Source organism: Telmatospirillum sp. J64-1, from assembly GCF_006980715.1.
Taxonomy (GTDB): domain Bacteria; phylum Pseudomonadota; class Alphaproteobacteria; order Rhodospirillales; family Magnetospirillaceae; genus Oleiliquidispirillum; species Oleiliquidispirillum nitrogeniifigens.
The window spans coordinates 307,593-319,720 of the sequence record NZ_SBHN01000001.1; the positions used below are offsets into that span (position 1 = coordinate 307,593).

A 12,128-nucleotide genomic window follows, 5' to 3' on the forward strand; every position below is an offset into this window, starting at 1 on the left:
GATGTCGCATGACAGCGATTTCCGGCCGCCCCGGCCATCCGCACCGACAGGCAGGGCCCCATGCATCTCAGCATCAAGAATCTGTACAAGACCTTCGACGATTTCGTCGCCCTGGACCGCATCACCTTGGATGTCGGGCCCCGTGACTTCGTCTGTCTTTTGGGGCCGAGCGGGTGCGGCAAGACCACCTTGCTGCGGATCATCGCCGGATTGCTGCCCTTCGACGGCGGCATGCTGACATTGGGGGAAAAGGATCTGGCGACGCTGCCGGCCAAGGAACGGGGCTTCGGCATCGTCTTCCAGTCCTATTCCCTGTTCCCGAACATGACGGTGGCCGAGAATGTCGGCTACGGCCTGCGGGTGCGCAAGGAACCGGCCGCGCGCATCGCCGCGCGGGTGGCCGAACTGCTGGAATTGATCAAGCTGCCGCATCTGGCCGAGCGTTATCCCCATCAATTGTCCGGCGGTCAGCAGCAGCGCGTGGCGATCGCCCGCGCCCTGGCTGTCGATCCCTCGCTGCTGCTGCTCGACGAACCCTTGTCGGCCCTGGATGCCCGGGTGCGCGTCGCCATGCGCAGCGAAATCCGCCAAGTCCAACGCCGCTTGGGAATTCCGACAATCATGGTCACCCACGACCAGGAAGAGGCGTTGACCCTGGCCGACAAGGTGGTGTGCATGAATCACGGCAGGATCGAGCAGATCGGCACGCCGCAGGAAATCTATGCACGCCCGCGCACGCGCTTCGTCGCCGATTTCGTCGGCATCAGCAATCTGCTGCCCGCCGATTGGGTGCGCGACGTCCTGCCCGAACTGGCCGGGCAATGTCCCGAGGGCGATACCAAGGCACGCGAACTCTGCCTGCGCCCCGAAGACATCAAGGTCACGGCGGACGGGGCAGGGGAGGGGCGCGTGACAGAGGTGAATTTCCTCGGCAACCTGACGCGCCTGAACGTTCAGTGGAAGGGACGGGAATTGGTGGCGGAATATAACGGTTTCGGTGCCCCCGAGGTGGGCGAGAGCGTTTCCCTATCGGTCACGCCCTCGGCCGGCGCCTGGGTGCGGGCATGAGCACGGCAATGGCCCCGGCAGCCGGATTTGCCGGAAAAAGCGGCCATAAGCCCAAGATGGCCTCCGCCGACCGGCTGCTGCTGGCGGTCTCGCTGGTCGTGCCGGTGCTCGGCCTGTCGCTGTTCTTCCTCTATCCGCTGGGGCTGGTCGCCTGGCGCAGCCTGGTCGGGCTGGACGGCAGCATCGGTCTGGGCAATTACGCCTCCGTCCTGGCTTCCCCGGGCATCCGCACGGCCACGATCAACAGCCTGTGGATCAGCGCCCTGACGACCGCCGTCTGCGTCGTGCTGGGCTTCATCCTGGCCTATGCGCTGCAACGTTCCTCCATCTCCGGCAAGGGATTGGTGCGGGCTTCGCTGGCCCTGCCTTTGCTGGCCCCCTCGCTGGTCCAGGCCCTGGGGCTCATCTTCCTGCTGGGACGCAACGGCGTCGTATCGCAGTGGACCGGCTGGACCATCGACATCTACGGCCCCGTCGGGCTGCTGATCGCCAATGTACTCTATGGCCTGCCGCAGGCGGTGCTGATCATCGAGGCCTCGCTGCGCCATTCGGATGCGCGCTATTACGACGCGGCCGAAGTCATGGGCGCGTCGCACTGGCAGCAATTCCGCGACATCACCCTGCCCAATGCGAAATTCGGCATGCTCAGCGCCGGCTTCGTCGTCTTCACCGTCACCATCACGGATTTCGGCAATGCCGCCGTGATCGGGGGCGATTACCGAGTTCTGGCGACCGAGATCTATCGCCAGGTGGTCGGGCAGATGAATTTCGGCATGGGCGCCGTGGTCGGCATCCTGCTGCTGATCCCCACGCTGGTGGCGGTCTACATCCAGCGTGTCGCCTCGCAGCGCCAGTTCGGGGGCGGGTCGGAAAGCGCCATTCCCGTCCAGCCGAGCTGGCTGCCGGCCCGCGACCTACCGCTGGGCATGGCCGTCTTCGCCATCAGCCTGTGCATGATCGTCGTCGTGGCGACGGTGGTGCTGGCCAGCTTCATGTTCCTGTGGCCTTACCGCATGGAATTCACCCTGCGCAATTACGTCATCACGCTGAGCGGCGGCTATACTCCGCTTTGGACATCGCTGCTGATTTCCCTGATGGCGGCGGGCTTCGGCGTCGTTCTGCTGTTCCTGATGGCCTTCGCGCAGAAGCGCCTGCCGCCGGCCCTGGCGCGGCTGCTGTATTTCGGTGCCATCCTGCCGGTCGGCGTGCCGGGCCTGGTGCTGGGGCTGGCCTATGTGCTGGCGTTCAACGTCAGCGATTCCGTCCTCGGCCTGCTCTACGGCACCACGGTGATCATCGCTTTGTGCAATTTCTATCACTACCATTCCCAGGGTTTCCTGACGATGGTCACCGGCATGCGCTCGGTCCCGCCGGCTTTGGAGGAAAGCGTGACCTGCCTGGGCGGCGGGCTGCGCTGCGTGCTGCGCGATGCCATCCTGCCCTTCCTCACGGCGACCACCGTTTCGGTCTTCTTCTTCCTGTTCATGCGTTCGATGGTGACGCTGTCGGCCGTGATCTTCCTGTTCACGCCGCAGGTGATGCCGGCATCGGTCACGGTCATGCGTCTTGACGAGGCCGGCTTCACCTTGCAGGCTGCGGCTTTCTCGACCTGCATCATGATCACCGTGGCCCTGGCGATGCTGTTGATGCGCGTCGCCATGACCTATCTCGGCCGGAAGAAAGCGGGGGCATGATGTGGCAGGCTGAACGGCATCAGCGGATTCTGTCGTTACTGGCTTCATTCAACCAGGTCAGCACGGACCGTCTCGCCGCCGAACTGGGGGTCTCGCGCGAGACCGTCCGGCGCGATCTGGTCGAGCTGGAAGCGCTGGGCGACCTCAAGCGGGTGCATGGTGGTGCCATCCGCCTGCAGGAGGATGCCGAACCTCCCATCGCCATCCGCGCCAGCGTCCGCGTCAAGGAAAAGCGCGCCATTGCCAGGGCGGCGACACGGCTCGTCGCCGCCGGGCAGACGCTTTTCCTGGATGCCGGCAGCACGACCGCCATCCTGGCGGAGGAACTGGCCGGATTGAGCGGCCTGACGGTCATCACCAATTCGGTCGATGTCGCCATGAAGCTGTCCGAACCGCCCAGCCGGCAACGCTCCAACACCGCGATCCTGATCGGCGGGCGGATGGGCACCGACGTCACGGCCACTTTCGGAGCTACGGCCATCGCCGAAATCCGCCGCTATCGCGCGACGATGGCCCTGCTCTCGCCCGTGGGACTCGATGCCCGATACGGTGCCACCGATTACCATCTGGACGAGGCCGAGGTCGCACGCGCCATGGCGGAAAGCGCGGAACGGACGGTCATCCTGGCCGATCATTCCAAGCTGGGCCTGGTCAGCCGGGTCAGCTATTGCGCCACGGACAGCATCCATTGCCTGATCACCGATGGCGGGGCGGTAGAGGCGAAAGGCTTTCAGGCGCTGAAGGACAGCGTGAACGAGATCATCCTCGCCTAAGCCGGCGGAAGAGTTACGCCCCCCGAGTGACCGGCTTGCGTCCGCTGGCGGCCCACATCCGTTCGGCCACCTTCTGGCCTTCGGCGACGATGGCATCGCCGTCGAAACCGACCGGCCTGCCGTGGCGCAGACGGATCTCGCCGTCGATCAGCACGGTGTCGACGGCAAGGGCCGAGGCGCTGCGGACGACGATGCCGTGGCCGTCGATGACGGGCGCCAGGCAGGGCTGGCGGGGATCGAGCAGGATCAGGTCGGCCTTGCGGCCCGGCGCCACCGCGCCGATCTCACCCGCCAGCCCCATGGCCTTGGCGCCATTGGTGGTGGCCCAGCGCAGCAGGCGTCTGGCGTCGGGCTGGAATTGCGCCCCTTGGATCCGCGCCAGGGCCGAGGCCATGCGCATCGATTCGAACAGATCGGCGGTCATGGTGTCGCCGGCCAGGGTGATCGTGGCGCCCGCCTCTTCGAGGGCCAGGATGGGGGCGACCATGCCGCTGGTCACATTGCCGATAGGGGCATGGGCGACAACCATCCCGGCCTGCCCGGCGAGGCGGATCGAGTCGTCATCGAGAAAGACGCAATGGGCAGCGATCAGGCGGCTGTCGAGCAGCCCGGCTTCGGCGAAGACCTCGACCGGGCGCAGGCCGTCGCGGGCCCGGACGCAGTCGATCTCCTTGCGGCTTTGCGCCAGATGGGTATGCACCGGGCCGCCCCGGCGCGCGGCCTCGGCGGCGACGAGGCGCAGTAGGCCGAGCGAGCAGGTGTCGGCGGCATGGGGGGCGAGGCCGCAGCGGATGCGCCCCCCGGCGGCGCCGTCGAAGCGTTCGATCGCCTCCAGGTTCTCGGCCAGCAGCTTCTCCCCCAGGGCACGGTCATAGGCCCAGCGCCCCTCGGCCAGGGCCTGGGGATCGGCATCCATGATGCGCCCGCCGATGATGGCGCGCAGACCGATCTCCTCGGCCGCCTGGGCCAGGACGGCGGGGCGGCGGTAGAAATCCACCACCGAGGTGGCGCCGGCGCGCAGCATCTCGTATTGCCCCAGCCGCGCCAGGGCCAGCATTTCCTCGTCGCTGACGCTGGCGGTCTGGGGGATACCCGGCGTATAGGCCGGCGCGAAGCCCAGATCTTCGATCATGCCGCGCACGGCCATCAGGGGCGAATGGTTGTGGGTGTTGACCAGCCCCGGCAGCAGGAGGGCGCCACCGGCATCGATCACCTCGGCCGCGTCATAAGTGGCGGCGATCTCCTCCTGCGGCCCGACGGCGAGGATGCGGTCCTTGCCGATGGCCACCGCCCCGCCGCCGATCACGGCATCGTCTTCGTCCATCGTCAGGATCACCGCATTGCGGATCATAAGCCTGCATGGCTGGGGCATCGGCTGGGTCACGTCTCACCACCTTTCCTCGAAACAGGGATGGGACGTCTTCAGCAAGGGGAATGCCAACCGGACAAAGGGCCGCACCCTGCGGCTTTCGCCGTCAGACCTTCCACCCGCCTTACAGATTATGCATAATTTATTTTCATTTTGTGCACAGCTTTTCGGCAGAGGGAGGATCGTACGAGAGATCCCGCCGGGAAAAGGCCGCTCGTCAGTCTGGCATGGGGGATGCAGAACACAAGGCTGCCCTTGCGGAGGAGTTGAGCAGTGGAAGGGAATTCAGGAATCCTGGCCGAGAATGGCGCGCAGGTCGATCTTGCGGGAGACGCTGGTCTGGACCTCCAGCCGGCTTTCCACGGCGCTCAGATGTTGCGTCGCCAGGCGGATGGCTTCGGCGGTGTCCCCTGCGCACAGGGCTTCGCACAGCGCCCGGTGTTCGCCCACCTCGCAGCCATGGCGCCAGACCGGCTGGTAGATATGGACCATGACCGAGGTGCGGGTGATCAGCGATTGCAGGATCGCCTCGACTTCCGGATTGCCCAGCAGGCGCGCCAGCAGCAGGTGGAAGTCGCCGGCCAGCCGGATGGCGGCCGGGCGGTCGCCCTGGGCCTCGGCGGCTTCTTGCTTGGCGATATGGTCGCGGATTGCGGCCTTGGCCTCGGGCGTCATCTTCTGCGCCAGTTCGGCGACGATGCCGGTTTCGAGCACGCGGCGGGCCTGATAGACGGCACCGATTTCCGCGAGGCTCAGTTCGGGGACGAAGGCGCCGCGATTGGGCTCCAAGGTCAGTTTCCGCTCGTGGCCGAGCTTGTGCAGGACCTTGCGGATGCGTTCATGGCTGACGCCGAAGATCTCGGCCAGTTCGGCCTGGCGCAGTGGCGTGCCGGGCAGCAGGCGGCCCGAGGCGATGGCCGACCAGATGGCGTCGTAGATCTTGCTTTCGATGGCGGCGGCACGGGGGCGGCGCGGAGAGGCGGGTTTCTCCTGCATGTTGATGTCGTCCGGCTTCCGCAACACGGCCTCTCCTTTCACGCCGCCCGCCGGAAATTTGGCGGGCAAGGTTTTTTCATGTGCCGCAATCGGCCGTCCGAAGCAACACCGGCGGCTGAAGGCGAGCTTTTCTTTTCTACGGAGAACAGAGTGACGGGACAATCAGACAGACGTGACTTTCGCGGCCATGCCGGCCAGACCCTCGATTTTTCCTGGCCCGGAAAGGCGCGCGTGGCGGTTTCGGTGGTGGTGAATTTCGAGGAAGGCGCGGAACTCTCCATCGCCGACGGCGACGAGCGCAACGAAGCCGTCTACGAGGTGGCCGATCTGGTGCGCGACCGTCACGACCCCTGCATGGAATCCCATTTCGAATACGGCACCCGCGCCGGCTATGGCCGTATCGCCGCGCTGCTCGGGGAATACGGCGTCCCGGCAACCTTCAGCACCTGCGGGCGGGCGGCGGAGCGTTCGCCCTGGCTGGTCCAGGACGCCGCCCGGCGCGGCCATGAAATCTCCTGCCATGGCTGGCGCTGGGAAAGCCATGCCTTGATGGAGGAGGAAGAGGAACGCCGCGTCATCGCCCGTACCGTCTCGACCCTCACGCAACTGACCGGCACCCGCCCGGTCGGCTGGCACACCCGTTCGGCCCCGTCGGCCAATACGCGGCGCCTGTTGCTGGAACATGGCGGCTTTCTCTACGACAGCGACGCCTATAACGACGACCTGCCCTATTACGACAGGAGCCAGGGACGGCCCCATCTGGTGTTGCCTTACAGCTTCGACACGAACGACATGCATTTCCACCAGGGCAACCAGCGTTTCACCTCGGCGGCGGATTTCGCCAATTATGTGAATGACGCCGCCGACTGGCTGTGGCGCGAGGGGGCCGAGACGCCCAAGATGCTGTCCATCGGCCTGCATCTGCGCATGATCGGCCGCCCTGGACGCATGGCGGGGCTGGAAGCGGTGTTGCGGCATCTGCGCGACAAGGGCGGTTTCTGGTTCGCACGGCGCGCGGATATCGCCCGCTTCTGGCTGCAGGCCTGCCCGCCCGAAAGGCAGATGGAGCTCAGCGCCTGATGCGCCTGCTCATGCTCAATCCCAATTCTTCCGCCGCAATGACGGAATTCATCGCCGAGCAGGCAAGGCGGCATGCCTCTCCGGGCACGGAAATCGCCGCCCTGACCACCGAAAAGGGGCCGCCCGTGGTGACGGGCGAGGGTGAATATGCCCTGGCCTCCTCCTTGATGCCCGGAATGGTGCGGCGCCATGGCGGCACGGTGGATGTCGTCGCCCTCAGCTGCTTCGGCGATCCAGGCCTGCGCGCCTCCCGCGAGGTTTCTCCCTGTCCGGTGATCGGCTTGGCCGAGGCCTCCTTCCGCGCCGCGCGGGCGAAGGGATGGCGCTGCGGCATCGTCACCGGCGGCCAGGCCTGGGTCGGGCTGCTGGAAAATTTCAGCCGCGACATGGGCTTCGCGGACAGCCTTGCCCGTGTGCGCGCCTTGCCGGCGACGGGGGCCGAGCTGTTCGCCGATCCCGAGCGCGCCCTAGCTCTCGTCCAGGATGTGGCGCGGCTGTGCCGGGACGAAGATGGTGCCGATTGCCTCATCCTCGGCGGCTCCGTCCTGGCCGGGATGGGTGCGGCGGTGGAAAAGTCCCTCGGCCTGCCCGTCATCGACCCGATCGAGGCGGCGGTCCGTCTGGCCGAGAGCATTTGATTCCCGCCAAAAGCAAAGGCCCTGGCCGATGTGGCCAGGGCCTAGACTGCCGACACATCCTTTTCCTCTCGTCACTCCCGCGGAAGCGGGAGTCCATGGAGACGCAGCACCCATATCTGGCGGCTTACATCTCCATGAGCCCCCAATAATGGCCCCCCGCTTTCGCGGGGGTGACGGGCTCTAACGATAGAGATTCTGTCAGCAAGTTGGGCCCTGGCCGATGTGGCCAGGGCCTGGTTTCACATACTCTCTGCCGGCGTCACATATCGACCATGCGGCGCAGGCCGACGGCCTTGCTGGTGACGACCAGGACGATGATCGCCAGCAGGATCAGGCCGCTGGAGATGGCCGCGATCGTGGGATCGGGTGATTCCTCGATATATTGCAGCATCTGGATCGGCAGGGTCTTGTTCCGGGCATCGGTGAGGAACATCGAGATCGGGTAATTGTCCATCGACGCCAGGAAGGCGAACAGGCCCGAGGTCAGGAAGGCCGGCGCCAGGACCGGGATCATCACCGACACCACCGCCCGCGGAAAGGACATGCCCAGGGTCTGGGCGGCATCCAGCAGCGAGAAGTTGAAGGCCGAGAGGCTGGCCATCAGCGTGCGCACGACGAAGGGCATGGTGATGACCACATGGGCGATCAGCAGGCTCCACCAGGCATCGCGCAAGCCGACGTCGCGCAGGAACTGAAGCATCGCCACCCCCAGCACCAGGCCCGGCATCATCAGCGGCGAGACCATGAAATTGGCGATGGCGTCGCGGCCCGGCAGATGGCCGCGCACCAGCCCCAGCGCGCAGAGCGTGCCCAGCACCAGGGACAGGGCGGTGGAGATGGCGGCGATCTGCACCGACAGGGCCAGGGCGTCCCACAGGCCGCGCAGCCCCCAGGCGCGCTCATACCAGCGGAAGGACCATTCCGGCGGCGGCAGGGCGAAGAAGGAGGAAGAGGAGAAGGAGACCAGGACGATCACCACCAGCGGGGCCATCAGATAGATCGCCGCCGCCAGGCCGATCGTCCACTTGAGAAAGGCGAAGAAGCGTTCCATGGCGGGTTCCTTACTGGACGGTCCGCAGGCGGCGGACGAGCCGGTCGCTGGCCACCACCACGCTTACGGCGATCAGAAGCAGGATGACCGAGACGGTGGAGCCCAGGCTTTCATTGCGCAGCAGCAGGTAGGACCGGCCGATGACCTGTGCGAGGGTCTGGAAACGGTCGCCCATCAGCAGGCCGGGAATGACATACATCGCCACGGACATGGAGAAGACGAAGGCCACGCCGACCACCACGCCCGGCATGGACAGGGGCAGGGTGACGCGCAGGAACTGGGTCAGCGGCCCGGCCCCCAGACAGGCGGCGGCGGAGGTCAGGTCGCGGTCGATCAGCCGGATGACCGAATAGATGGGCAGCACCATGAAGGGCAGGAAGACGTTGACTGCCCCCAGGACCAGCCCGGTCTCGGTGAAGATCAGGCGGATGGGGCCATCCGTGATGTGCAGGGCCTGAAGGGTCAGGTTCACGATACCGTTGCTGCTGAGCAGGATCTGCCAGCTGAAGGCCTTAATCACCACGCCCACCGAAAGGGGCAGGATCAGCGAGATGAGAAGCAGGCCCAGCACCCAGCCCTTGGCGCTGTTGAGTGCGAAGGCCATCGGATAGCCCAGGATCAGCGCCACCGCCGTGGTTATCAGGGCGATGCGCAGGGTGTTCCAGATGATGCTCCAGTTGAAGGGGTCGGACAGGAAATCGACGAAGGGCATGATGCTGATGCCCCCCGGCGTCCTGACGCTTGCGATCAGCAACAGCAGCAGGGGAATCGCATAGGCGAACAGCATGAAGGCCGAGGCCGGGATGACCAGGGCGGCGGACCGTTCCGGGGGCGGGCGCCGGGCTGCCGGGCGGGCAGGGGCCGCGCCGGCCTGAATGACTGTGGTGCTTGCCATCGGGTTCAGTCCTCCGTGACCGGGAAGATCAGGGTGTCGTCCAGCGTCCAGGAGAAGGTGACGTCTTGTCCCGGCGCATGGGCGGCGGCGACGGCGGGGGGCACCTCGGCCATCAGGCGGTCGGAGGACTCGCTGGCCGCCAGCAGATGCGCCTTGGCCCCCAGATAGACGATGTCGCTGAGATGCACGCTGATGGCGTTGTCGTCCGGATCGGCCACCGTTTCCCCGACGCGGACGTTTTCCGGGCGGATGCCGATGATGACGCGGGACCCCCGAACGTAATTGGCGCGCGCCCGCACCCGCCCGGCGGCGGTGTCGACCTCCGCCAGGCCGTTATGGGACGAGACCACGATACCGGCCAGACGCGTGGACTGGCCGACGAAATCCAGGGTGAAGGCGGTGGCGGGCTTCTGATAGATGCTGGCGGGATCGGCGAATTGCTCGATGCGGCCATGATTCATCACGGCGATGCGGTCCGACATGACCAGCGCTTCGTCCTGGTCGTGGGTCACGAAGATGGCGGTGATGTTCAGGCGGCGCAGTAGCTTGCGCAGGTCGATCTGCATGCGCTCGCGCAGTTTGCGGTCCAGCGCGCTGAAGGGCTCGTCGAGCAGCAGCAGCCGGGGACGTACGGCCAGGGCGCGGGCCACGGCGACGCGCTGCTGCTGCCCGCCCGACAGGGCGGTGATCGGACGGTCTCGATGCTCGGCTAGTTGCACCATCTCCAGGCTTTCCTCGACCGTCTGCTTGATCTCGGCGGCGGAAGCGCGGCGGGTCTTGAGGCCGAAGGCCACGTTCTCGGCAACGGTCAGATGGGGAAACAGGGCGTAGCTCTGGAACACGACGCCGATATTGCGCTTATAGGCCGGCAGCCGGGTCAGGTCTTCCCCATCGATGCGGATTTCCCCGCCATCGGCCTTCATGAGGCCCGAGATGAGTCGCAGAAGGGTCGTCTTGCCGCATCCGGAGGGGCCGAGCAGCGACACGAACTCGGCTGGTGCGACACGGAAGTCAAGATTGTCGAGGACCGTCGTCGCGCCGAAGCGCTTGGTCATGTTCGTGACGGTGAGGTAATCGGAATTCATCGCTGGAGCTCTCTCTTTCTCCTGCACCCCTGGGAAGGCCGCCGGCCGGGACGGGCCCGGCCGGCACCCCCGATGCCGGAGCATCGGTCACGCTTGCGGAATGGCGGGCCTTAGACCCCCATTTCGCGGTCCCAGCGGTCGATCCAGGCGGCACGGTTCTCGGAAACGAATTTCCAGTCGGGCGCGAAGGGCGCGACATCCGGCATGCCGGCCGGCCTGGAGGCAGTGGTGTTGGTGGGAAGGGAATAGGTTGCTTCGGCCAGAACTTCCTGCCAGGCGCCCAGCATCAGCTCGATATAGGCGTCGGCCAGGTCGGGGGCGGGGCAGTTCTTGACCTTGCAGATGCCAGACGGCATGGCGAAGACGCCTTCGGCGGGGGCCGACAGATTGACCGGCACGTCCTTGGCCGCCTGCGGCATGATGAAGGCCGAGAAGCTGCCGCCGAGAAGCGTCGCCTCGCCCTGTGCCGTCAGGTTGAAGGCCTGGGTCAGCTGGGTATAGATGCTGAGCAGGTTGGGCTTCAATTCCTGCAGCTTCTTGAAGGCGGCGTCGATCTCGTATTGCGCCTCGCCCAGCGGTTTACCGGTTTCCAGATGCGCGGCCATCAGCAGGGTCCACATGCCTTCGGTATTCTGCAGGGACGGGATGATGACGCGGCCCTTGTTCTCGGCATCCCACAGGGCGTTCCAGGACGCCACGCCGTCCGGCTTGGCGGCGGTGTTGTAGGCGACGCCCGCCCAGGGCTGCTGATAGTTGACCCACATGCCGTCCATGTGGATGGCGCTGTCACGCAGATTGCTCATGGACGGGATCTTGCCGGGATCCAGCTTTTCCAGCAGGTCTTCCTCGACCGCCTGGATCATGACCGGGTCGTCCATCTGCACGACGGACAGGTAGGGGCGGTCCTTGTTGGACTGCATCTTCTGCAGGTTGACGGTCGAGCGCGTGCCCTCGAACAGCAGCTTCACGCCGGTTTCCTGTTCGAAACGGGGAGCGACGATGCTTTCCATCCAGCCGGCATGGCTGGCGGCGCCGCCGACCACGATCTCCTTGGTCGCCGCGCGGACGATATTGGGAAAGCCCGTCACGGCGACGACACCGGCGGCTGCCGCACCACGCAGGAAGGAACGGCGGCTGACAGGAAGAAGGGAGGTGGTTTCGAGGAGCTTGGTATCGGACATGGAGGGCTTTCCCTTTCCGGAGCATCAGTAAGTACCCATACTGACGCAACCTCCGTGCCACTCCCGACAGATCGCTGTAAAATCTGAATTTTTAATGCAAAATGCCCTTATCTGCGGGATTTCGCCGGAAATGGGCCCCAACGCAATGAACAATTGCGCGTCATCATGCCACATCGATGATCACAAATTATGCATAATTTTGGTTCGAGAGCATAGTGCCAAGGGAATGGGCTGGGGCTGAAGCCTGTGGATCTGGCGGCAATGACGTTTCCGCCGTAGCGTTTTCTGCGATATTCAA

At 65.5% G+C, this 12,128-nt stretch carries 11 protein-coding genes; 5 read left to right on the forward strand and 6 right to left on the reverse strand.

Annotated features, from left to right (window positions below; translation table 11 throughout):
- Positions 1 to 60 precede the first annotated feature (60 nt).
- The 3 genes from EPD66_RS01405 to EPD66_RS01415 are packed head-to-tail and all read left to right on the forward strand — an operon-like array spanning position 61 to position 3,535.
- Positions 61 to 1,068, forward strand: coding sequence for an ABC transporter ATP-binding protein (locus tag EPD66_RS01405; RefSeq protein ID WP_142846630.1), 1,008 nt, complete (start codon positions 61 to 63; stop codon positions 1,066 to 1,068).
- Positions 1,065 to 2,762, forward strand: coding sequence for an ABC transporter permease subunit (locus EPD66_RS01410; RefSeq protein ID WP_142846632.1), 1,698 nt, complete (start codon positions 1,065 to 1,067; stop codon positions 2,760 to 2,762). The genes EPD66_RS01405 and EPD66_RS01410 overlap by 4 nt, the downstream gene beginning before the upstream one ends.
- Complete coding sequence (locus EPD66_RS01415; RefSeq protein ID WP_255448319.1) at positions 2,759 to 3,535, forward strand: DeoR/GlpR family DNA-binding transcription regulator; 777 nt, start codon at positions 2,759 to 2,761, stop codon at positions 3,533 to 3,535. Before EPD66_RS01410 ends, EPD66_RS01415 begins: the two co-directional genes overlap by 4 nt.
- Positions 3,536 to 3,548: 13 nt before the next feature.
- Here the strand turns inward: EPD66_RS01415 and EPD66_RS01420 are convergent, their stop codons facing one another.
- Together EPD66_RS01420 and EPD66_RS01425 are read right to left on the reverse strand one after the other, a co-directional pair.
- Positions 3,549 to 4,919, reverse strand: coding sequence for an amidohydrolase family protein (locus EPD66_RS01420; protein WP_142846634.1), 1,371 nt, complete (start codon positions 4,917 to 4,919; stop codon positions 3,549 to 3,551).
- Positions 4,920 to 5,189: 270 nt separating this feature from the next.
- Positions 5,190 to 5,927, reverse strand: a complete 738-nt coding sequence (locus tag EPD66_RS01425) for a GntR family transcriptional regulator (RefSeq protein ID WP_142846636.1) — start codon at positions 5,925 to 5,927, stop codon at positions 5,190 to 5,192.
- Between the two features lie 123 nt (positions 5,928 to 6,050).
- Here EPD66_RS01425 and EPD66_RS01430 point away from each other — a divergent pair, with 123 nt between their 5' ends.
- Together EPD66_RS01430 and EPD66_RS01435 are read left to right on the forward strand one after the other, a co-directional pair.
- Positions 6,051 to 6,980 (forward strand): polysaccharide deacetylase family protein, encoded by a 930-nt coding sequence (locus EPD66_RS01430; RefSeq protein ID WP_221930832.1) that lies wholly within the window; start codon positions 6,051 to 6,053, stop codon positions 6,978 to 6,980.
- Positions 6,980 to 7,618 (forward strand): aspartate/glutamate racemase family protein, encoded by a 639-nt coding sequence (locus EPD66_RS01435; protein WP_142846640.1) that lies wholly within the window; start codon positions 6,980 to 6,982, stop codon positions 7,616 to 7,618. Before EPD66_RS01430 ends, EPD66_RS01435 begins: the two co-directional genes overlap by 1 nt.
- Before the next feature lie 259 nt (positions 7,619 to 7,877).
- Here EPD66_RS01435 and EPD66_RS01440 read toward each other — a convergent pair whose 3' ends face one another.
- From EPD66_RS01440 to EPD66_RS01455, 4 genes are all read right to left on the reverse strand, one after another.
- Entirely contained in the window at positions 7,878 to 8,669 is a 792-nt protein-coding gene (locus tag EPD66_RS01440) for an ABC transporter permease (protein ID WP_142846642.1), read from the reverse strand.
- Positions 8,670 to 8,679: 10 nt separating this feature from the next.
- Complete coding sequence (locus tag EPD66_RS01445) at positions 8,680 to 9,564, reverse strand: ABC transporter permease (protein WP_142846644.1); 885 nt, start codon at positions 9,562 to 9,564, stop codon at positions 8,680 to 8,682.
- 5 nt (positions 9,565 to 9,569) lie between these two features.
- On the reverse strand, positions 9,570 to 10,649 hold the full coding sequence (locus tag EPD66_RS01450; RefSeq protein WP_142846646.1) for an ABC transporter ATP-binding protein: 1,080 nt from the start codon (positions 10,647 to 10,649) through the stop codon (positions 9,570 to 9,572).
- 110 nt (positions 10,650 to 10,759) lie between these two features.
- Complete coding sequence (locus tag EPD66_RS01455; RefSeq protein ID WP_142846648.1) at positions 10,760 to 11,830, reverse strand: extracellular solute-binding protein; 1,071 nt, start codon at positions 11,828 to 11,830, stop codon at positions 10,760 to 10,762.
- Positions 11,831 to 12,128: the final 298 nt, after the last annotated feature.

Coding starts and splice junctions, on each gene's coding strand:
- EPD66_RS01455 (WP_142846648.1), bottom strand. CDS start 11,830: ATGTCCGATACCAAGCTCCTCGAAACCACCTCCCTTCTTCCTGTCAGC.
- EPD66_RS01445 (WP_142846644.1), bottom strand. CDS start 9,564: ATGGCAAGCACCACAGTCATTCAGGCCGGCGCGGCCCCTGCCCGCCCG.
- EPD66_RS01410 (WP_142846632.1), top strand. CDS start 1,065: ATGAGCACGGCAATGGCCCCGGCAGCCGGATTTGCCGGAAAAAGCGGC.
- EPD66_RS01450 (WP_142846646.1), bottom strand. CDS start 10,649: ATGAATTCCGATTACCTCACCGTCACGAACATGACCAAGCGCTTCGGC.
- EPD66_RS01405 (WP_142846630.1), top strand. CDS start 61: ATGCATCTCAGCATCAAGAATCTGTACAAGACCTTCGACGATTTCGTC.
- EPD66_RS01435 (WP_142846640.1), top strand. CDS start 6,980: ATGCGCCTGCTCATGCTCAATCCCAATTCTTCCGCCGCAATGACGGAA.
- EPD66_RS01440 (WP_142846642.1), bottom strand. CDS start 8,669: ATGGAACGCTTCTTCGCCTTTCTCAAGTGGACGATCGGCCTGGCGGCG.
- EPD66_RS01415 (WP_255448319.1), top strand. CDS start 2,759: ATGATGTGGCAGGCTGAACGGCATCAGCGGATTCTGTCGTTACTGGCT.